Raw genomic sequence first — 19,593 nt, 5'->3', positions numbered from 1 at the left:
CGCTCGCTCACAGCAATTCGAGCAGGAACGGCAGCTCCTGGGCGGCGTACCAGGCCAGCTGATGGTCTTCGGCATCACCGAGCACGAATTCGGCATCGGCATCGCCGAGGTCGGCGGCATCGACGACATCGACCGCCTTGGCCACCTCGGGTTCGGCCTCCGCCAGGTCGACGTGCACCGAGGCGATCCGGTCGTAACCGATCGGTCCGGCCAACCGCACCACCGCGTCGTCGAGGTCGGGGCGCAGCTTCGCACCGGTCACATCGGCGGCGATGACCGCGCGGCGATAGACCGGGCTGTGGTAGGTGGTGGCGGGGTCGTCGGCGTCGGCGTCCTCGTCGTCGGACGCCTCGGTGGCCTCCTCACGCTCGGCGGCGAGCAGGCGCAACGAGGCCCGTGCGGCCTCGGCCATCGCGACCTCGGCCAATTCTTCGTCGTCACCGGAGGCATAGGCCTCGCGCAGTGTCGGCGTGACCGCGAAGGCGGTGCCGCCGACCGGGCGCAGTTCCCGGTTCGCGACGAGCTCACGCAGCATCGGCACGGTGGCGGGGATATAGACCCGCATGGTGTTCTCAGACGCAGGCACCGAGCATCTCCTCCATGGACTCGTGCACCGACGCGGCCAGCACGCCGATATCGGCCATCGCGTCGCGGTCGGCGTTGAGTCCGTAGAAGACGCGTCCGTCATAGGACGTGATCCCGATGCTCGAGGCCTGGTTGCGCAGCAGCGGCGACACCGGATACATCTCCAGCATCCGCGCGCCGCCGATATACATCGGGGTCTGCGGACCCGGTGCGTTGGTGATCACCAGATTGAACGTGTGCTCTGCGAACGTACTCGCCGCCCGCACACTCATCGCATGCAGGCTCGCCGGAGCGAAGCCGGCCAGGTGCACCAGGGTGCGCGCCCGCACGCCGCGCCGGTGCTTGCTGTTGGCCTCGGTGGCGTGGGAGATGTGCGATAGGCGCATCACCGGATTCGGTTCGCCCACCGGCAGATCGATGAGGAACGAGGAGACCTCGCTGGCCGGTTTCAGCTGGTCGTCGATGCCTTCGACATAGACAGACATGGGCACCACCGCGCGCAGCACGGTCGATTCGGTGAGCGCCTCACCGCGCGAGAGCAGCCAATTGCGCAGCGCCCCGGTGACGACGGCCAGGATCGCATCGTTGATCGAGCATTCGAAGCGCTTGCGGATCTTGCGGTAGTCCTCCAGATCCGTGCGCACCACATCGAAGCGGCGGTTGCGCGAGGTCTTGGCGTTGAGCGGGCTGTCCGGAGCGCCGACGGTGGCCGCGCGCACGGCCGAAACCATCGAATCCACCGCCTTGCCCGCGGCCTCGACCACCGAGAACGCGTGCGCGCTCGCGTCGCGCGCCACTTCGAGCGCCTCGCGCGGCTGCGCGGACAGGTGGGTGAGCGCGCCGATCAGCAGTTCCATCTCGTTGGGTTCGCGCGGCGCCACCCAGGCGTCATCGGCGATACCGCGCGGTGATGCGCTGGTATCGAGGATGACGTGCCCGATCTCGAGCGCGGTATCCCCATCGACGAGCGCCGAGTGGGTTTTGGTGAAGATCGCGGACCGGCCCTGCGCCAGGCCCTCGATCAAATACATCTCCCACAGCGGGCGACTCTGATCGAGCGGTCGCGACGCCAGCCGAGCCACCAGATCGTGCAGCTGACAGTCGGTTCCCGGAGCGGGCAGTGCGGAGCGGCGAATGTGATAGGTGATATCGAAATGGCTGTCCTCGACCCAGACCGGGCGGCCGAGCGCGAACGGGATCTCGCGCACTTTCCTGCGGTAGCGGGGGACCAGGGAAAGCCTGCTCTCCACCAGATCGACCAGTCCGTCGTAGTCGAGTGCCGTTTCCCCCTGTGTGGAGTCGGTACCTCGGACGATCGCGAGAGAGCCGATATGGATCGGATTGCTGCTCGACTCGAGCCGATAGAACGACGTGTCCTGCGGCGTCAATCTCGTGATCACGCTGCCCGGTGCTCCTTCCGATGTGGCTCCCACCCGAGCCGTCTCATCGCCCATTGTGGTCGCCCACAACGGTTCGTTCTGCCCCCTGTGGCATATCCAGTGATATTCGCGCAACCCTTTACCCGCGCCAGGTTCCGTGGAAGGCTCCCTTGGTTCGATACCGGAGGAACTCGATTCGATCACAGTAATCGGGGTGCCGTATAACGGATGCCTTTTGAGCCGCGCTGCCCTTGGTGTCGTCGTATGCCGTCGGATTATGGGTCGTCCCTGGTAGACAGGGTTCGCGGCGTTCGGAACGACGAACGACTTACATCGTATGACACCGATGCTGAAACAGGTTCCGGTCCATCGGATTCCCACCGGCTCCGACCGCCGACACACGGGTACGGTGAGAAGAAACGGCTGCCGCCTCGGCGGCAGCGGCGGATGCGCCGCTATGTCGCTGGTCATCGGCACCTAAAATGGATGCCGCATTACCATGAAGCGTGCTGCGGATTCCGCCATGCTCGGCGGGGGCCATGTGCACACTGCCCGCCCCGGGTGACGGCCGAACATTTGACACACCGACCAGAGGACTGACGAGACCCGTGCCTGCGCTGACACTGACGAGGTTGCTACGGATTGGTGAGGGACGCACGGTCAAGCGGCTCGCCCACCTCGCGGATGAGGTCCTCGCGCTCGGGCCCGAGTTCGAGGAGCTCACCGACCACGAGTTGCGTGCCAAGACCGACGAGTTCAGGGAGCGCTACGCGGACGGCGAAACGCTGGACGATCTGCTCCTGGAGGCGTTCGCGGTGGCGCGCGAGGCATCCTGGCGGGTGCTGAACCAGAAGCACTACAAGGTGCAGGTGATGGGTGGCGCCTCGCTGCACCTCGGCAACATCTCCGAGATGAAGACCGGTGAGGGCAAGACCCTGACCTGTGTGCTGCCGGCCTACCTCAACGCCATCTCGGGCGACGGCGTGCACGTGGTCACGGTCAACGACTACCTGGCCAAGCGCGACGCGGAGTGGATGGGCCGCGTGCACCGCTTCCTCGGCCTCGAGGTCGGCGTGATCCTGTCCGGTATGACACCGGCCGAGCGGCGGGTGGCCTACAACGCCGACATCACCTACGGCACCAACAATGAGTTCGGCTTCGACTACCTGCGCGACAATATGACCCACTCGCTGGACGATCTGGTCCAGCGCGGGCACAACTTCGCCGTGGTCGACGAGGTCGACTCCATCCTCATCGACGAGGCCCGCACCCCGCTGATCATCTCGGGTCCGGCCGACGCCTCCTCGAAGTGGTACGCCGAATTCGCCCGCATCGCACCGCTGTTGAAGAAGGACCTGCACTACGAGGTCGACATCAAGAAGCGCACCATCGGTGTGCACGAAGCGGGTGTGGAGTTCGTCGAGGATCAGCTCGGCATCGACAACCTCTACGAGGCGGCCAACTCGCCGCTGGTCAGCTACCTGAACAACGCCATCAAGGCGAAGGAGCTCTACCACCGGGACAAGGACTACATCGTCCGCGACGGCGAGGTCATCATCGTCGACGAATTCACCGGCCGCATCCTGGTCGGGCGTCGTTACAACGAGGGCATGCACCAGGCGATCGAGGCCAAGGAAGGCGTCGAGATCCAGCCGGAGAACCAGACCCTCGCCACGATCACGCTGCAGAACTACTTCCGCCTCTACGACAAGCTCTCGGGTATGACCGGTACCGCCGAGACCGAGGCCGCCGAGCTGCACCAGATCTACAGCCTCGGCGTGGTCCCGATCCCGACGAATAAGCCGATGATCCGCGCGGACCAGTCCGATCTGATCTACAAGACCGAAGAGGCCAAATTCGCGGCCGTGGTCGACGATGTCACCGAACGGCACGAGAAGGGCCAGCCGGTGCTGATCGGTACCACCAGCGTCGAGCGTTCGGAGTACCTGTCCAAGCAGTTCACCAAGCGCGGCATCGCGCACAACGTGCTGAACGCGAAGTTCCACGAGAAGGAAGCCGAGATCATCGCCGAGGCCGGTCGGCCGGGCGCGGTCACGGTCGCGACGAATATGGCCGGTCGTGGTACCGACGTCGTGCTCGGCGGTAACCCGGACATCATCACCGACATCATCCTGCGCAAAGAGGGGCTGGATCCGGTGGAGACACCGGAGGAGTACCAGGCCGCCTGGTTGCCGACGCTGGAGCGGGTCAAGGAGCAGACCGCCGAGGACGCCGACCTGGTGCGCGATGCGGGTGGTCTGTACGTGCTCGGCACCGAGCGGCACGAATCGCGGCGTATCGATAACCAGCTGCGTGGTCGTTCCGGCCGTCAGGGTGATCCGGGTGAGTCCCGGTTCTATCTGTCGCTCGGTGACGAGTTGATGCGGCGCTTCAACGGCGCCGCGCTCGAGGCCATCATGACCAGGCTCAACCTGCCCGACGATGTGCCGATCGAGGCGAAGATGGTGTCCAAGGCCATCAAGAGTGCGCAGACCCAGGTCGAGCAGCAGAACTTCGAGATCCGCAAGAACGTGCTCAAGTACGACGAGGTGATGAACCAGCAGCGCACCGTCATCTACGGCGAGCGCAACCGGATCCTGCGCGGCGAGGATATGGAGGGCCAGGTCCAGGAGATGATCACCGACGTGGTCACCGCCTATGTGGACGGCGCCACCGCCGAGGGCTACGTCGAGGACTGGGATCTGGACAAGTTGTGGACCGCGCTGAAGACGCTGTACCCGGTGAGCCTGGACTACAAGGAGCTGACCGGTGAGACCGGTGTCGGCGAGGCGGGCGATCTGACCAAGGACGAACTGGTCGAATCGCTGCTCGATGACGCGCACGACGCCTACGAGAAGCGCGAACAGCAGATCGACGGTCTGGCCGGCGACGGCTCGATGCGCAATCTCGAACGCCAGGTGCTGCTTTCGGTGCTGGACCGCAAGTGGCGCGAGCACCTCTACGAGATGGATTACCTCAAGGAGGGCATCGGCCTGCGTGCCATGGCCCAGCGCGATCCGTTGGTCGAATACCAGCGCGAGGGCTTCGATATGTTCGCCGCGATGCTCGAGGGCCTGAAGGAGGAGTCGGTCGGCTTCCTGTTCAACCTGCAGGTCGAGGTGCAGCAGCCGCAGCCCGAGGGCGTCGCGGTCGAGCCGGGCCTGCGCTCGCCGGTCGGCGCCACCGCGCCGCGCCCACTGCCCACCCAGGAGGCGCCGGTCGGCAATGGCGCGCCGGCGGCGTTGCGCGCCAAGGGGATCAGCGATTCCCGGGCCAACAACGGCTTCCACTACTCGGGTCCGGACGAGGGCGGCCACGCGGCGGTGCACAGTGATGCCGAGGAGTACGGCGACGGCAGCACTCGCCGTGAGCGCCGCGAGGCGGCCCGCGCGCAGGCCAAGCCGAAGCGCGCACCGAAGTCGCGGCGTCGGCACTGATCGATCACGAAGGCGCCCATGGACTCGAGTCCGTGGGCGCCTTCGTCGTCGGTGAAGCGGACTCTTTCGAGCGACCTGCAAGCAGTCGCTAACACCCACGAGGGGTGGTGCGGCGGAGTAGCTTACGAGGCGTGGACCGGGACGCTGTGCAGAAATGGGTCGGTGGTTATGAACGGGCCTGGCGTGCGCCGGGTACCGCGATGCTCGGGGAGCTGTTCACCCGCGACGTCGAGTACCTGGTGTCGCCATGGGCGGAACCGATTGTCGGTCTCGAACCGCTCGAGGTGTTCTGGGAGGCCGAGCGCAGTGGGCCGGATGAGGCGTTCACGATGGCGGCCGAGGTTGTCGCGGTGCAGGATTCGACCGCCGTGGTGCGGGTGAGCGTGGAGTATCGGTGGGATACGTTGTCGCGCTGGCGGGATCTGTGGGTATTGCGGTTCGACTCCGACGGTCGCTGCGACCGATTCGAGGAATGGCCCTTCGCGCCTGAACAGGCCGACGGGCACTGACTACCAGGATTCGTTGGAGTTCAGCGCGGTCAGCAGGAGACGGATCGCGGCGACGCGGCGTTCCTTGCCGGGCAAGGTATCCAGCGCGCATTCCGGATCCGCTGGGGGACCGAGATGGGTGCAGCCGCGGGGACAATCCTCGATGGCGGCGGCCAGATCGGTGAAGGCGGCGATGACATCGTCGGGCGTGATGTGAGCCAGTCCGAAGGAACGGACACCGGGTGTGTCGATGACCCAGCCGCCGTTGGGGAGCGGTAGGGCGACCGATTGGGTTGAGGTGTGTTTGCCCTTGCCCACGCCGGAGACTTCGCCGACCGCCCGATCCGCATCGGGTACAAGGCGATTCACCAGCGTCGATTTGCCGACGCCGGAGTGGCCGATGAAGGCGGTGAGTCGGTCGGTGAGCAGATCGAGGACCGGTTCGCTCGGGTCGTCGATGCCGCCGTAGATGATGGTGAGGTCGAGATCGTCGAAGGCGGCGGCGAATTCGGATTCGGCGGCCAGATCGTGTTTGGTCAAACACAGAATCGGTTGCAGTCCACCGGCATACGCGGCGACCATGGCACGTTCGACGAAACCGGTGCGCGGCGGCGGATCGGCGAGGGCGACCACGATGAACAGCTGTTCGGCATTGCCGACGACGATCCGTTCGAAGGGATCGGTGTCATCGGCGGTGCGGCGCAGGACGGTTCGACGTTCCCCGACGCGGACGATGCGGGCCAGGGTATCGGGTTTGCCGGACAGATCGCCGACCACGTCGACCTGATCGCCGACGACGATCGGGGTGCGGCCCAGTTCCCTGGCCCGCATGGCGACGATCAGCTTGGCCGGATCGCCGCCGAGCACGCAACCCCAGCGGCCGCGGTCCACCGAGACGACCATGGCCGATTCCGCATCATTGTGCTGCGGACGGGTTTTCGTGCGTGGACGAGAGGATTTGCCCGGGCGCACCCGGACATCCGACTCGTCGTACTCGCGCTTTCTCAGCGGGCCGCTCCCTGATCCGAGAGCGTGGGATCGAGCATCTGTTCCCACAGGCCGACGAATCCGGGCAGCGTCTTGGCCGTGGTGCCGATATCCTCGATTTCCACGCCGGGCACCCGGAGTCCGAGAATCGCACCGGCCGTTGCCATTCGGTGGTCGGCATAGGAATGCCAGCGGCCGCCGTGCAGCGGGGCCGGGGTGATCTCGAGTCCGTCGTCGGTCTCGGTGACATTGCCGCCGAGCCGGTTGATCTCGGTGGACAGGGCCGCGAGCCGATCGGTCTCGTGACCGCGCAGATGCGCGATACCGCGCAGCCAGGACGGCGAATCCGCGAGCGCCGCAAGGGCGGCCACGGTCGGGGTCAACTCGCCGACATCGTGCAGATCGATATCGATACCGGCCAGGCGCTCCGGGCCGTGCACGGTCAGCACACCGTCGAAGCGGGTTACCTCGGCGCCCATGCGCACCAGGATCTCCCGGATCACGTCACCGGGCTGGGTGGTCAGGCGCGGCCAGTGCGGGATGCGGACCTCGCCGCCGGTGACTGCGGCCGCCGCAAGGAAGGGCGTCGCATTGGACAGATCGGGCTCCACATCCCAATTCACCGCGCGGATCGGGCCGGGTGCGACGGTCCAGGTCTGGGCCTTGCGGCTGTCGGCGGGGGCATCGACGGCGACCTCGGCGCGCCGCAGCATCTCCACCGTCATCTCGATATGCGGCATCGAGGGCAGTGCCTTGCCGTCGTGGTGCACCACGATGCCCTCATCGAACCGGGCCGCCGACAGCAGCAGTCCGGAGACGAACTGAGAGGATCCGGAGGCATCGATGGTGACCGCGCCCCCGCGCAGCGCACCCTTGCCGTGCACTGTGAACGGCAGTGCGTCGCCCTCGATTTCCGCGCCGATCCGGCGCAGTGCTTCCAGGATGGTGCCGAGTGGGCGAACCCGGGCTTGCTCGTCACCGTCGAAGGCGACATCGCCGGTGGCCAGGGCCGCTACCGGGGGCAGGAAGCGCATGACGGTGCCTGCGAGGCCGCAGTCGACGGTGCCGCCGTGCAGCGGCGCGGGTGTCACGGTCAGCGTTTCGGCGTCGCCCTCGATGCGGGCGCCCAATGCGCGCAGGGCGCCGATCATGAGTTCGGTATCGCGGCTGCGCAGCGCGCCGGAAATGGTCGACGGACCCTCGGCGAGTGCGGCCAGGATCAGTGCCCGGTTCGTGATCGATTTCGATCCGGGCAGGGTCACGGTCGCGTGCACGGGGACATCGACATGGGGCGCTGGCCAGAAACTCACCTGTCCATCTTCACCCATCGCGAACCCGGACACACGGGCGGTCACCGAACTGCCCCCGAAATCGCGCGCCCCATCAGCCACACCCGCCTCGCACAACCGCATTACACATGCTCATTCGCCACCGCACCCTCCGGTCGCGCATCTGTCGTGACGACCTGGAGTGTGTGTGTCGTCGCGAATCGAGGTGTGGTGATTGCCGATCGGCCGCACACGCTTCTTCGCCACCCGCACCGCTCGATCGCACGCGGGTAGTGACGACCTCGGGTGTGCGGTCGCAAATCGACGGGTGTGGTGATTATTGCTGCCGAGCGGCTTCATTACGCCTATTCGCCGGCACGCCCGCTCGATCGCTCATAGGCGGTGAACGAGCGGGCGTGGTCGCGGCGGGTTACTTGTGGCGTCCGTGCAGGATCGGGACCAGGCGTCGCAGCAGCTTCATGGTGGACTGGGTCCGGGAGTAGCTGAGCAGTGCCATGCCGGGAATCGCGAAGCGCTGCACTGCGATCGAATGCGGCCGGGCGAATTCGCGCAGGCCGGGCTCGCCGTGGATGCGCCCGATTCCGGAATCGCCGACACCGCCGAAGGGCAGGCCCGCGATGGCGGCGAAGGCGAGGACGGAGTTCACCGAGGTCGCGCCGACACGCAGCCTGCGCGCGATCTCCAGGCCGTTCTTCTTCGAGTAGACCGCCGAGGACAGCCCGTACTTGGACCTGTTCGCCAGCTCGACCGCCTCGTCGACGCCGTCCACCGTCCGAATGGTGACGGTCGGGCCGAAGGTCTCCTCGGCCACGGCCTCGGAGTTCTCGTCCACATCGACGAGTACGACCGGCTCGATGAACGGACCCTTGACCGACTCCGGCCCGCCGAGCACCGCGGTGCCGCCATTCTTCAGCGCGTCATCGATATGGCGACGCACGATATCGATCTGGCTGGGCATGGTCATCGGACCGTAGGAAGCATCGGCGTCCGAGCCCGGCTTGATGTCCTTCAGAATGCGCTCGACCTCGGCGACGAAGTCGTCGCGCACCGAGCGGTCCACATAGACCCGCTCCACACCGGCGCAGGTCTGGCCACTATTGGCGGTGGCGCCCCAGGCGACCGCATCGGCCGCGGCCTTCACATCGGCATCGCTCGCGACGATCACCGCATCCTTACCGCCGCACTCCAGCAGCACCGGGGTCAGCGATTCGGCGGCCGCGGCCATGATCTTCTTGCCGGTCGCGGTGGAGCCGGTGAACGCGATCTTGTCCACCCCGGCCTGAACCAGCGCCGCGCCGGTCGCGCCGTAACCATTGACGGTCTCGAAGACGCCTTCGGGCAGCTCCGGATTGGCCTTCTTGAACGCATCGGAGAGGAAATTGCCGATGCCGGTGGAGAATTCGCTCGGCTTGAAGACCACGGAATTGCCCGCGGCCAGTGCGTAGGCGATGGAGCCGTTCGGGGTGTAGACCGGATAGTTCCACGGGCCGATCACGCCGACGACACCCAGCGGGCGCTGTTCCAATCGCGCGGAGAAATTCGCCATCAACGCGCCGGGGAAGACCTTCTTCGGCGACAGCACCTTCTTGGCGTTCTTGGCCGCCCAGGCGATGTGCTCGAGCGCGAGCATCAACTCCAGGAACGCGTCGTCGAGGGGTTTGCCGTTCTCCTTGTGGATGAGCGCGGTGAACTCCGCGGAGTCCGCGACCAATTGGCTCGACCAGCGCAGCAGATGTTTGCGCCGCTCGTCGAAGCTCAGCCCGCCCCAGGTGGCCGCGGCGGTACGGGCCTTGGCGACGGCGGCGCGCACCGCGTCCGCATCCGCGATGGTATGGGTGGCGATGACCTCTCCGGTGGCCGGATCGACCGATGTCAGCGCCGTCTCCGGCGCCGTTGGGGTGGTCTCGATGGTTGTCACGGTTGGTCTCTCCTCTTGCCGAGATAAGTTAACGACCATTCTCTGAGATGATGCTATGCCACAACTCTCACCAGGTCACCCCTCCCATCAATTCTTCCCGAGTCTGTCGGCACCGCGTGCAAGTATCGACATATGTGCGGCAGATATGCGACAACTACCGATCCCGGTCGGCTCGCCGCCGAACTGGACGCCATCGACGAGACGCCGACCGCGGACAACGGCGGTTCCGCCAACTACAACGTCGCGCCGACCACCCAGGTACTGACCGTGGTGGAGCGCCATGAGCACGGCCACCCGGACGACGACCCCAAGTTGCGCGTCCGGCGGATGCGCTGGGGCCTGATCCCGGTCTGGACCAAGGCCGCCGAACCCGGCGTGCCGGTCAAAGGCAAACCGCTGTTCAATGCCCGCGCCGATAAGGCCGCGACCACGCCATCGTTCCGCGATGCGGTGAAGTATCGCCGCTGTCTGGTTCCGATGGACGGCTGGTACGAGTGGTTGGTCGAACCGGATACCGGGGCCAAGGGCAAGGTCGCGAAACATCCGTACTTCATGGCGAATGCCGATGGCTCACGGCTGTATATGGCCGGATTGTGGTCGGTATGGCGGGACCGTTCGCAGCAGCAGAGCGAATCGCTGCTGTCGTGCACCATCCTGACTACCGATGCCGTCGGCGAGCTCACCCGCATCCACGATCGGATGCCGCTGCCGATGCCGCAGGAGAATTGGGCGGCCTGGCTGGATCCGGATCATCCGGCGCCGGCCACTCTGCTGGAGACGCCGAGCGCCGAATCGGTGGCGGGCATTGTGGCGCGGCCGGTCTCGTCGCTGGTCAACAGCGTGCGCAATAACGGTCCGGAGCTGTTGGCGCCGTTGGACTCTCGGGCCGGTACGGAAAAGGCCGGGCAGATCAGCTTGCTGTGATCGCCCGGCCCGTTGTGGGATGACTCAGAGTTGGCACTTCACGCTGTCCGTCACGATATTCAGCGCGCACTTGGCTATACCACCGCCCAAGTCGATGACCTTGCGAGCGACGCCGCCGCCCAGGTCGATGACCTTGCCGGCGACGCCGCCGCCCAACTTCTCGGCCTTGTCGGCCTTCTCATCCTTCGGCGGGGTGTTGTTCTTCTTCGGCCCGTCGTCAACGACATGCTCGTCGAACGGGAAGTCGTTGACGTCGATCACCAGGGGGCTGCCGGGTGCGGCGGTGGCCGTGGGCGCTAGCAGCGCGACCGGGCCGTTGGTGAGCAGGAGAACTCCGAACAGAGTGACGATCACGGTGCTGCACAATCGCTGGCGCGCGGACATTTCGCATCACATCCTCGAGTCGGACGATCTGGGCCTGTTCAGTAACGCACAAATATTGCTGGCGTGGTGCGGATTTATACGGATGTGACTGGTGTGGTTACTGCATCGGTGAGCCGGACCAGGTCCGCCGGTGCCAATTCGATCTCGAGTCCGCGCCGTCCCGCGCTGCAAAGCATGCGGTCCCAGGCCAATGCCGAGGCATCGACCACGGTGGGCAGCAGCTTGCGCTGGCCGAGCGGGGAGATGCCGCCGAGTACGTAACCGGTGATTCGCTCGGCCTTCGCCTTATCCGCCATGACGGCCTTGGGCGCACCGAGCGCCGCGGCGGCCGCCTTGAGCGACAAGGTATTCGGCACCGGCAGCACCGCGACCGCGAGCGCGCCGGTCGACAATTCGATCACCAGTGTCTTGAAGATCTGCGCCGCCGTTACCCCGACCTCGGCGGCGAGTGCGTCGACCGCCTCGAGGCCGTATGAGTCGGCGCGCGGATCGTGCTTGTACGCGTGCACGCGGTGGGCCACACCGGCCTTGGTCAGTGTGCGGATCGCCGGGGTCGAGGCTCCTGCCATGCCGGTCACCCTAATGGCGGTCGGCAAGGCGTTTTCGGTGCGGGCAGTTCGCTACGGGAACACAGTCGAGCGCGGACATGTTGCATGCGATACGAAAGCCGTACGGCGGCTGTAGGACGTGAAGGAGAGGTCGGTGCCGGTTCTGCTCGACGAACGCCCCGTGACGTCGCTGAGGGACGCTCAGTTCTCACTCGATCCGGCCGCGCCTGTAGATTTGGCAGGTACGGCGATCGAAGGGATTGGTGTGACGAGCGACGATGACGTGGTGACCGACGGTGCGGTCGGCGCCGCGGTCGACGATACCGAGCTGGTGCAGCGATTCGAGCGCGATGCGCTCCCGTTGCTCGACCAGCTCTACGGTGCCGCGCTGCGCATGACCCGGAATCCGGCCGATGCCGAGGATTTGGTGCAGGAGACCTACGTCAAGGCGTTCCAGGGCTTCAAATCCTTCAAGGAGGGCACCAATCTGCGTGCCTGGCTCTACCGGATCCTGACCAACACCTACATCAACTCCTACCGCAAGAAGCAGCGCCAGCCCGCGCAGTATCCGACCGACGAGATCACCGACTGGCAGCTCGCCGCCACCGCCGAGCACACTTCGACCGGGCTGCGTTCGGCCGAGGTGGAGGCGCTGGACGCGCTGCCGGACGACGACATCAAGGCCGCACTGCAGGAGCTGCCGGAGGAATTCCGGATGGCGGTGTACTACGCGGATGTCGAGGGTTTCCCATATAAGGAAATCGCCGACATCATGGGCACTCCCATCGGTACGGTGATGTCCCGGCTGCATCGGGGCCGCAAGCAGCTCAAAGGTTTGCTCGCCGATGTGGCGCGCGAACGTGGATTCAACCGCAACGGCGCGGAACGCCAGGAGGTCAAGCAGTGAGTACGGAGCGTGACCCCGATATGGAGTTGGACTGCACGGCTGTGCTCGCCGACGTCTGGCTCATGCTCGACGGTGAATGTGACGATGCCACCCGGGCGCGGCTGCAGCACCACATGGATCACTGCTCACCGTGCATCGAGGCCTACGGCATCGAGGAGAAGGTCAAGAGCCTGCTGAGCCGCAAGTGCGGTGGCGACCGGGCACCGGATTCGCTGCGCGATCGGCTGAGCCTGGAGATCCGCCGATCCGTCACGGTCACGCGGGTCGAGACCACCGAGTAGTTCCGGACACAGAAAAAACACCGAGTGCCTTACGGAAGATCTTGGCCCTCGGTGTTTTTCGTCTGTTACGGCTCAGGCGTTAGGACGCTTGCCGTGGTTGGCCGCGCTTCCCTTGCGGCTGCGCTTCTTACGACCACGCTTACCCATAGGTAGTCTCCCTTCTGATTGAAGGCCATTGTTTCATGTGTGGTTGGCTGTAGCTTCAGCGGATACGGGCGAACGAGTGGATGGGGTGTCATGGCGGAGGAAGTGCTCTCGGAGCTGGTATCGGTCGTGCAGCAGGTTGTCGTTGCCGAGGGTGACGAGGTACACGAGGGCGACACGCTGGTGATCCTCGAGTCGATGAAAATGGAGATCCCGGTGCTCGCCGAGAGCGGTGGCACGGTGACCTCGATCGGCGTCAAAGAGGGCGATGCGATCAAGGCCGGGCACCTGATCGCCGTCATCTCTTAACTTCTGAAGCGGGTAGATCGAAAATGGCGACACTCAGTGAGCTACTGGCCGAACACACCGACCTACCCGGCGTCGCCGTGGACCATCTGCAGCGGGTGGTCGGCGATTGGCAGCTGCTCGCCGATCTGTCCTTCGCGGATCTGCTGCTGTGGGTCGGTGCGGGACCGATCGCCGACGGCGCCGACATCGTCTGCGTCGCACAGTGTCGCCCGACGACCGCGCCCACCGTCCATCCGGAGGATCGGGTCGGCAGAACCACCTCGCAGACCGATCATCCGCAGGTTTTCGACGCCCTGATGACCGGCAAGGTCGTGCGCGCGGACAGCGATGTCGAGGCCGAGGGCGTCTACCATCCGCATCCGGTGCACGCCATCCGCGAGGCCATTCCGGTGCGCTGCGGCGACGATGTCATCGCGGTGCTCAGCCGCGATACCGATCTGCAGCGCTCGCGGGTGCGTAGCACGCTGGAGATCGCCTATGTCGCCTGCGCCGACGATCTGTGCCAGATGATCGCCGACGGCACCTTCCCGACCACCGAGGACCGCGCCGCAACGCATTCGAGTCCGCGCGCGGGCGACGGCTTCATCCGGCTGGATACCGAGGGCATCGTCGTCTACGCCAGCCCCAACGCGCTGTCGGCCTATCACCGGATGGGTTTGCAGTCGGATCTGGCCGGTCAGGATCTGGCCGTCACCACCCGGTCACTGATCACCGATCCGTTCGACGCCCAGGAGGTTGTCGGCGACATCCAGGCCGCCCTGGCGGGACGCACCGGGCGGCGCATGGAGGTCGAGGCGCGTGGTGCCACCGTGCTGCTGCGCACCCTGGTGCTGCGCCCGCACGGGGAACTGGCCGGGGCCGCGGTGCTGGTCCGTGACGTCACCGAGGTCAAGCGCCGCGACCGCGCGCTGCTCAGCAAGGACGCGACCATCCGGGAGATCCACCACCGGGTGAAGAACAATCTGCAGACCGTCGCCGCGCTGCTGCGGTTGCAGGCGCGCCGGACCGAGAACGAGGAGGCGCAGGTCGCACTGACCGAATCGGTGCGCCGGGTCACCTCGATCGCCTCGGTGCACGAGATGCTGTCGATGTCGGTGGACGAAGAGGTCGATCTCGACGAGGTGGTGGACCGGCTGCTGCCGATCATGGCCGATGTCGCGACCGTGCACACCGCGAGAATCAAAGTGCGCCGGGCTGGTTCGCTCGGCGTGTTCTCCGCCGAACGCGCCACCCCGCTGGTGATGGTGCTCACCGAACTGGTGCAGAACGCCATCGAGCACGCCTTCGATTCCGGCGAAAACGGCACGGTGACAATCCGTTCCGAGCGTTCGGCGCGCTGGCTGGACGTGATCATCAGCGATGACGGCCGCGGCCTGCCGCCGGGTTTCAGCCTGGAATCCTCCGACCGCCTCGGCCTGCAGATCGTGCGCACCCTGGTCACCGCCGAACTCGGCGGCTCCATCGGTTTACACCCAGGCGCCGACATCGGTACGGATGCGGTGCTACGGGTCCCGCTGGGTCGTCGCTCGGGGCGCTGAGACAATCACGAACTCGACTGGTAAACAATAAGATTCAGCCCGTGCATAGATGACCACGACGGAGCGAGTCTTACGAGCGACCGTTCGTGGCCGCGAGACACCAGGGGGCCGCGAACACGCGGCGCCGAAGGCGCCGCAATCAAACACAGGCACAAAATAGCCCGGCACCTGAGTGCCGGGCTTGACTGCGTTACCGGGCCGGGCTGAGAGGTCCGGTAACGCTGGTCGTCCTACTAGACGACGGTGCGGGTGCGCGTGCGGGCGTTGCGACGTTTGAGCGCCCGACGCTCGTCCTCGCTCATACCGCCCCACACGCCGGCGTCCTGCCCGGACTTCAGGGCCCAGGACAGGCAGTCAGCGGTAACGGGGCAGCGAGCGCAGACCAGCTTGGCATCGGCAATCTGCGCGAGCGCCGGACCACTGTTACCCACCGGGAAGAACAGCTCGGGGTCCTCATCGCGACAGATGGCCTTGTGGCGCCAGTCCATTCCTCTGCTCCTTTGCTGGGCGCCGCAAAGGGCGCCTATGGTTTGTGGATCGTTCACTTGTGCGACTCGAATGTTTCCGCACGGTTGCTTGTGAATGCTTTCACGAACACCGTAGATGTCAATAGGTATCTGGTGCACCGTGGGGAAGCTCACGCTCTCAAGGAACCCCTGGGGGAACCTGCCCGGTCCTTTGTACTCGCTCTACCCGGTTTTCGCAGCACAACACCGAGTTTTTTCGCGCGTTTCGTGCTCATTTCGGGCGGGGAGCGACGACCTCGAGCACGTCCGGCACGGCTGTGAAATCCACCATGTTGCGTTTTCCGATAAAGTCGCCATCGATTTGCAGGCCGATCGGCTCGCTGGCCTCGATGTGCACGGACGGCACATCGTCCTCGCGAAATAGGTTGCGGGACTTGGGATTTCCATTGGTCGCGAGAAGCTGTCTGGCAAGCAGCAGGGTGGAGACCACCGACATCGACCGCACGGCAAACACGCCGAGACCGGTTTCGAAGGCCGTGCCCGGGTTGGTGTGCACCGGGGTGGCGTTCAGGTAGGTCCACGGGCTGGCGTTCGTTACGAAGGCGTAATGGACCTCACTGATGGGGTCGAATCCCGGGATCTCGATCCGGACGCTCGGCTCCTTGCGCTTCGACTTGAAAAACTGTCGGACAGTGGTGCGAACGTAGCGACCGGGGGTCGCGGCATGGCCGTTGGCGCGGCTGTTGTCGATCGCTTCGCAGACATCGGCGTCGAGGCCGACACCGGCGCTGAAGCCGAACCAGCGGTCATCGGCGAGGCCGAGCCCGATTTTGCGGTCGTGGTCGAGGGTGAGCAGATCGATGAGCTGGTTGGTTGCGGTCACCGGATCCGGGGAGATGCCGAGGGCGCGCGCGAACACATTCGCCGAGCCGCCCGGAATCACGCCGAGGCGCGGCAGCCAGGCCTGTCCATCGTCGACCTGGGGCAGCGGTAGATAGCCGTTGATGGTCTCGTTGACCGTCCCATCGCCGCCGTGCACCACGATCAGGTCCATCTCGTTGGTAGCTGCCCACTGCGCCAATTCCGCCGCGTGGCCGCGGTGCTGGGTATGCGCGACGGTCAGCTGAGTCCGGCTCTCCAACGCGTGCGCCAGCAGGTCCCGCGTCGCCGGCGTAGTCGAGGTGGCATTCGGATTCACGATCAGCAACGTCCGCACCTTCGGCAGCCTAATCGGCGCACGGCCCGGTCCGAAAAGCCGCCGAGTGCGTTCTAGGCTTGGCCACGTGGCGGACAGCGGCAAAGACGAGGTTTCGGCGGGTGTGCCCGCGACGGTGCGCGGTGCGGGCGGATTGGTGGCGCTGGAGGGTGCGGTGGCCGTGGTCGTGGCGATCGTGCTGATCGTGCGTGGCCTGCTCGGGCACGATCAGAGCGCCGCGAGCGGATACGGCACTGCCGCGTGGTTCGGGATCCTCGGCGGCGCGGTGCTCGCGGCCGGGATCGGACTTTTTCTCGGGCACCGATGGGGGCGGGCCATCGCCGTGATCGCACAGGTGCTGCTGCTTCCGGTGACCTGGTCGCTGCTGACCGATTCGCATCAGCCGGTGCTCGGCGCGCTGCTCGGCCTGGTCGTGGCGGGCGCGCTGGTGCTCTTGTTCGCGCCCGCGTCGAATCGCTGGATGGCCGAGGTGTACGGGATCGAACCGGAATCGAAGTAGCCGGGTTCAGGCGGTGGCGGCGCGCAGTGCCCGACGACACAGGTGATCGGCCTGGCGGGTGGTTTCCGGCTGACGGTAGCGCGGGGTCAGCGCGAGTACCTGGGTGCATGCCGTGTCCAGGTCGATGAGATGACCGACCGAGACGAAGACCGGTTTGACGCCACCCCGCGTGCGTAGCGCGCGCCCGACGACTTCGCCGTCCATCGCGATATCGCTGATTGCGCCGCGCTCCGGACCGGGCTCCGCGTAGTCGCCCCACGGTGTTTTGGCTACGCCGATCGTCGGTGTGCCCGTGAGGATTCCGACATGGCAGGCCAAGCCGAAGCGGCGTGGATGTGCGAGTCCCTGGCCATCGCAGATCAGCAGATCCGGTGTGGTACCGAGCTTTTCGAGTGCGGCGAGGGTAACGGGCAGTTCGCGGAAGGACAGCAAGCCCGGCACGTAAGGAAAGGTGACCGTACCGTGCGCTACTGCGGTATCGATGGGATCCAGTGTGGCACTGTCCAATACGACGGCGGCTGCGGCGGCGATCCCGGTTTCGTCGTCGTAGGCGGAGTCGAGACCGGCGATGGTGCGGAATTGCGGTGGATGCGGGTCGGTCGTAATCACCAATGCCCGCAACGCATCCTGAATCGCCATGGCCTCGTCCGCGGTGGTCGGCCAATCCGTGGGTGCGGTAACCCTCACGCGCTCAAGCCTCCACCTCGCCGGCGTTCGGCTCCGGCACGAGCGAGTGCTCGGCTGTTCTGATGGTTCGCTCGCTCACAAGGCTTCGGCGGCGAGCTTATCGATGGCCGCGCCGGTGAGGCGGTAGCCGACCCACTGGTCCTGTGGTTTGGCGTCGATGGATTTGTAGAACTCGATGGCGGGTGTATTCCAGGTCAGCACGGCCCAGTCGACCCGGCTGTAGCCGTTGGCGGCGGCCTCCTCGGCGAGGGCGGCCAGCAGCGCCTTGCCGTAGCCCTTGCCGCGGGTCTCCGGTTTGACGTACAGGTCCTCCAGGTAGATGCCGTGTACGCCGGTCCAGGTGGAGTAGTTCAGGAACCAGATCGCACAGCCGACCACACCGGTCTCGTCCTCGACGACATGGGCGAAAACCGCGGGCGACGGCCCGAACAATGCGGCGTCCAATTGCTCGGCGGTGAGTGTGCACTCCGCGCGGGACTTCTCGTACTCGGCGAGATCCTCGACCAGGCCCACCATGGCGGGTACATCGGCGGGGGTGGCGCGGCGGATCTGGCCGGTGCGAGTCATAGTGCGGCTCCATGGTTTGCGGGAACTAGGTTGTGCGCCAGGATGGTTCGGTCGTCGTGTTCGTAACCGAGCACGGTGATCGCGGCGGTCGACATGGCGAAGCGCCGCCCCTCCCGGATATCGAGTTCGGCCCAGCGGGCGATCAGCGCCCGGGAGAAATGACCGTGGCCGACCAGCACGATATCCCGGTCCGGCAGTGCGGCTTCGACCGATGCCAGTACCCGATCGGCGCGCGCGCCGACCTGTGCGGCCGTCTCGCCACCCGGCACGACTCCGGTCCAGATGGTCCAGCCGGGATCGTGCTCACGGATCTCGACGGAGGTCAGCCCCTCGTAGTCGCCGTAGTCCCATTCGGCCAGATCGTCATCGACGACAGTATCGGTGAGCCCCGCGAGCGCCGCCGTGCGCACAGCGCGTTGACGCGGACTGGTGAGCACCAGCGGGTCGCGCAGCTTCAGCTCACCGAGCAGTCCGCCCGCGGCGCGGGCCTGTTCCTCACCGCGCTCGGTGAGCGGCAGATCGGTGCGGCCGGTATGGCGCCGCTGGCTCGACCAAGTGGTTTCGCCGTGCCGGAGCAGGACCAGTCGGGCGTCGTCGCGTGCGGACATGACTTCCATCATGGAGTACGGGTCCGACACCGCCGGGAACGGGCAGGCGCTAGCCGAGCGCGAAGATCTCCGGGCCGCGCTTTTCCAGCACGGTTGTGCCGAGGACGGCGAGCGAGATGGGGGAGCCGTCGTAGCCGGGGCGGGCAACCGGAATGCGCGACACCTCGGTGCCCGAAGCGGGATCGAGGACCGCGATGGCGCCGTCGACCGGCACGAGTAGTCGGCCCGCCATGAAGACGGGACTGCCGAGTGCGCCGGGGGTGGCCCAGATCGGATCGAAAGTGCCTGCGTTCAAGGCGATCAGACTGTTGCCGGTGAATACCAGGAACAGCGAGCTGATCCGCGTGGTTGTCGTCTTATCGCTCAGCGGTGCGGAAAGTTGGTGCACCACAAGCGCATTCCCGGTGCCGTCGAAGACCTCCAGCCGCGGT

At 66.0% G+C, this 19,593-nt stretch carries 21 protein-coding genes and 1 pseudogene; 8 read left to right on the top strand and 14 right to left on the bottom strand.

Features of this window, described 5'->3' with window-relative positions; translation table 11 throughout:
* Positions 1 to 7: 7 nt before the first annotated feature.
* Both ON44_RS26210 and ON44_RS26205 read right to left on the bottom strand, forming a co-directional pair.
* Entirely contained in the window at positions 8 to 565 is a 558-nt protein-coding gene (locus ON44_RS26210) for a DUF6912 family protein (RefSeq protein WP_040694874.1), read from the bottom strand.
* A gap of 7 nt (positions 566 to 572) precedes the next feature.
* Positions 573 to 1,985, bottom strand: coding sequence for a WS/DGAT/MGAT family O-acyltransferase (locus ON44_RS26205; protein ID WP_040694873.1), 1,413 nt, complete (start codon positions 1,983 to 1,985; stop codon positions 573 to 575).
* 587 nt (positions 1,986 to 2,572) lie between these two features.
* On the opposite strand from ON44_RS26205, the gene secA reads away from it, so the two are divergent.
* Positions 2,573 to 5,401 (top strand): preprotein translocase subunit SecA, encoded by a 2,829-nt coding sequence (gene secA, locus ON44_RS26200; RefSeq protein WP_040694872.1) that lies wholly within the window; start codon positions 2,573 to 2,575, stop codon positions 5,399 to 5,401.
* A gap of 131 nt (positions 5,402 to 5,532) precedes the next feature.
* Positions 5,533 to 5,910, top strand: a complete 378-nt coding sequence (locus ON44_RS52805; RefSeq protein ID WP_040694871.1) for a hypothetical protein — start codon at positions 5,533 to 5,535, stop codon at positions 5,908 to 5,910.
* Here ON44_RS52805 and rsgA read toward each other — a convergent pair whose 3' ends face one another.
* The 3 genes from rsgA to ON44_RS26180 all read right to left on the bottom strand — a co-directional run bounded on the left by rsgA (position 5,911) and on the right by ON44_RS26180 (position 10,122).
* Complete coding sequence (rsgA, locus tag ON44_RS26190; protein ID WP_373283211.1) at positions 5,911 to 6,945, bottom strand: ribosome small subunit-dependent GTPase A; 1,035 nt, start codon at positions 6,943 to 6,945, stop codon at positions 5,911 to 5,913.
* A complete protein-coding gene (aroA, locus tag ON44_RS26185; RefSeq protein WP_040694888.1) occupies positions 6,894 to 8,204 on the bottom strand; it encodes a 3-phosphoshikimate 1-carboxyvinyltransferase in 1,311 nt (436 codons plus the stop codon). The genes rsgA and aroA overlap by 52 nt, the downstream gene beginning before the upstream one ends.
* Positions 8,205 to 8,574: 370 nt before the next feature.
* On the bottom strand, positions 8,575 to 10,122 hold the full coding sequence (locus ON44_RS26180; protein ID WP_085998621.1) for an aldehyde dehydrogenase family protein: 1,548 nt from the start codon (positions 10,120 to 10,122) through the stop codon (positions 8,575 to 8,577).
* 93 nt (positions 10,123 to 10,215) lie between these two features.
* On the opposite strand from ON44_RS26180, the gene ON44_RS26175 reads away from it, so the two are divergent.
* Positions 10,216 to 11,007 (top strand): SOS response-associated peptidase, encoded by a 792-nt coding sequence (locus ON44_RS26175; protein ID WP_040694868.1) that lies wholly within the window; start codon positions 10,216 to 10,218, stop codon positions 11,005 to 11,007.
* Positions 11,008 to 11,031: 24 nt separating this feature from the next.
* On the opposite strand, the gene ON44_RS26170 is transcribed toward ON44_RS26175, so the two are convergent.
* Complete coding sequence (locus ON44_RS26170) at positions 11,032 to 11,391, bottom strand: hypothetical protein (protein ID WP_040694867.1); 360 nt, start codon at positions 11,389 to 11,391, stop codon at positions 11,032 to 11,034.
* Positions 11,392 to 11,465: 74 nt separating this feature from the next.
* Positions 11,466 to 11,960: a Cys-tRNA(Pro) deacylase gene (gene ybaK / locus ON44_RS26165; protein ID WP_040694866.1), complete on the bottom strand. Its 495-nt coding sequence runs from the start codon at positions 11,958 to 11,960 to the stop codon at positions 11,466 to 11,468.
* Between the two features lie 244 nt (positions 11,961 to 12,204).
* On the opposite strand from ybaK, the gene ON44_RS26160 reads away from it, so the two are divergent.
* Positions 12,205 to 12,846 carry a sigma-70 family RNA polymerase sigma factor gene (locus ON44_RS26160; protein WP_040694886.1) on the top strand — a complete coding sequence of 214 codons (642 nt, stop codon included), beginning with the start codon at positions 12,205 to 12,207 and terminating at the stop codon, positions 12,844 to 12,846.
* 20 nt (positions 12,847 to 12,866) lie between these two features.
* Positions 12,867 to 13,127, top strand: coding sequence for a mycothiol system anti-sigma-R factor (gene rsrA, locus ON44_RS26155; protein ID WP_040694865.1), 261 nt, complete (start codon positions 12,867 to 12,869; stop codon positions 13,125 to 13,127).
* A 72-nt stretch (positions 13,128 to 13,199) separates the two neighbouring features.
* Here rsrA and ON44_RS54110 read toward each other — a convergent pair whose 3' ends face one another.
* Complete coding sequence (locus tag ON44_RS54110) at positions 13,200 to 13,274, bottom strand: 50S ribosomal protein bL37 (RefSeq protein ID WP_095887907.1); 75 nt, start codon at positions 13,272 to 13,274, stop codon at positions 13,200 to 13,202.
* A gap of 90 nt (positions 13,275 to 13,364) precedes the next feature.
* On the opposite strand from ON44_RS54110, the gene ON44_RS26150 reads away from it, so the two are divergent.
* Positions 13,365 to 13,580 (top strand): biotin/lipoyl-binding carrier protein, encoded by a 216-nt coding sequence (locus tag ON44_RS26150; RefSeq protein ID WP_040694864.1) that lies wholly within the window; start codon positions 13,365 to 13,367, stop codon positions 13,578 to 13,580.
* A 23-nt stretch (positions 13,581 to 13,603) separates the two neighbouring features.
* Complete coding sequence (locus tag ON44_RS26145; protein ID WP_040694863.1) at positions 13,604 to 15,118, top strand: sensor histidine kinase; 1,515 nt, start codon at positions 13,604 to 13,606, stop codon at positions 15,116 to 15,118.
* 233 nt (positions 15,119 to 15,351) lie between these two features.
* On the opposite strand, the gene ON44_RS26140 is transcribed toward ON44_RS26145, so the two are convergent.
* Both ON44_RS26140 and ON44_RS26135 read right to left on the bottom strand, forming a co-directional pair.
* On the bottom strand, positions 15,352 to 15,606 hold the full coding sequence (locus ON44_RS26140) for a WhiB family transcriptional regulator (protein WP_011211115.1): 255 nt from the start codon (positions 15,604 to 15,606) through the stop codon (positions 15,352 to 15,354).
* 250 nt (positions 15,607 to 15,856) lie between these two features.
* Complete coding sequence (locus tag ON44_RS26135; protein WP_040694861.1) at positions 15,857 to 16,801, bottom strand: diacylglycerol/lipid kinase family protein; 945 nt, start codon at positions 16,799 to 16,801, stop codon at positions 15,857 to 15,859.
* Positions 16,802 to 16,868: 67 nt separating this feature from the next.
* On the opposite strand from ON44_RS26135, the gene ON44_RS26130 reads away from it, so the two are divergent.
* A complete protein-coding gene (locus ON44_RS26130) occupies positions 16,869 to 17,300 on the top strand; it encodes a hypothetical protein (RefSeq protein WP_040694860.1) in 432 nt (143 codons plus the stop codon).
* 6 nt (positions 17,301 to 17,306) lie between these two features.
* Here ON44_RS26130 and ON44_RS26125 read toward each other — a convergent pair whose 3' ends face one another.
* From ON44_RS26125 to ON44_RS26110, 4 genes and pseudogenes are all read right to left on the bottom strand, one after another.
* Positions 17,307 to 17,987 (bottom strand): endonuclease V, encoded by a 681-nt coding sequence (locus ON44_RS26125; RefSeq protein ID WP_040694858.1) that lies wholly within the window; start codon positions 17,985 to 17,987, stop codon positions 17,307 to 17,309.
* 75 nt (positions 17,988 to 18,062) lie between these two features.
* Positions 18,063 to 18,554 (bottom strand): GNAT family N-acetyltransferase, encoded by a 492-nt coding sequence (locus tag ON44_RS26120; protein WP_040694856.1) that lies wholly within the window; start codon positions 18,552 to 18,554, stop codon positions 18,063 to 18,065.
* Complete coding sequence (locus ON44_RS26115) at positions 18,551 to 19,162, bottom strand: acid phosphatase (RefSeq protein WP_040694882.1); 612 nt, start codon at positions 19,160 to 19,162, stop codon at positions 18,551 to 18,553. The genes ON44_RS26120 and ON44_RS26115 overlap by 4 nt, the downstream gene beginning before the upstream one ends.
* Positions 19,163 to 19,211: 49 nt before the next feature.
* Positions 19,212 to 19,593 (bottom strand): annotated as a pseudogene (locus tag ON44_RS26110) (Rv3212 family protein); the annotation flags it as partial.

Source organism: Nocardia vinacea NBRC 16497 (assembly GCF_000308835.1).
In the GTDB taxonomy this organism is placed as follows: domain Bacteria; phylum Actinomycetota; class Actinomycetes; order Mycobacteriales; family Mycobacteriaceae; genus Nocardia; species Nocardia vinacea.
Note: the sequence above shows the minus strand (reverse complement) of the source record. Positions and strands in the feature narration are given on the sequence as shown.

Coding starts and splice junctions, on each gene's coding strand:
- rsrA (WP_040694865.1), top strand. CDS start 12,867: ATGGAGTTGGACTGCACGGCTGTGCTCGCCGACGTCTGGCTCATGCTC.
- ON44_RS26180 (WP_085998621.1), bottom strand. CDS start 10,122: ATGGTCGTTAACTTATCTCGGCAAGAGGAGAGACCAACCGTGACAACC.
- ON44_RS26170 (WP_040694867.1), bottom strand. CDS start 11,391: ATGTCCGCGCGCCAGCGATTGTGCAGCACCGTGATCGTCACTCTGTTC.
- ON44_RS26150 (WP_040694864.1), top strand. CDS start 13,365: ATGGCGGAGGAAGTGCTCTCGGAGCTGGTATCGGTCGTGCAGCAGGTT.
- ON44_RS26115 (WP_040694882.1), bottom strand. CDS start 19,162: ATGTCCGCACGCGACGACGCCCGACTGGTCCTGCTCCGGCACGGCGAA.
- ON44_RS26120 (WP_040694856.1), bottom strand. CDS start 18,554: ATGACTCGCACCGGCCAGATCCGCCGCGCCACCCCCGCCGATGTACCC.
- ON44_RS26140 (WP_011211115.1), bottom strand. CDS start 15,606: ATGGACTGGCGCCACAAGGCCATCTGTCGCGATGAGGACCCCGAGCTG.
- aroA (WP_040694888.1), bottom strand. CDS start 8,204: ATGGGTGAAGATGGACAGGTGAGTTTCTGGCCAGCGCCCCATGTCGAT.
- ybaK (WP_040694866.1), bottom strand. CDS start 11,960: ATGGCAGGAGCCTCGACCCCGGCGATCCGCACACTGACCAAGGCCGGT.
- ON44_RS26175 (WP_040694868.1), top strand. CDS start 10,216: ATGTGCGGCAGATATGCGACAACTACCGATCCCGGTCGGCTCGCCGCC.
- ON44_RS26210 (WP_040694874.1), bottom strand. CDS start 565: ATGCGGGTCTATATCCCCGCCACCGTGCCGATGCTGCGTGAGCTCGTC.
- ON44_RS26145 (WP_040694863.1), top strand. CDS start 13,604: ATGGCGACACTCAGTGAGCTACTGGCCGAACACACCGACCTACCCGGC.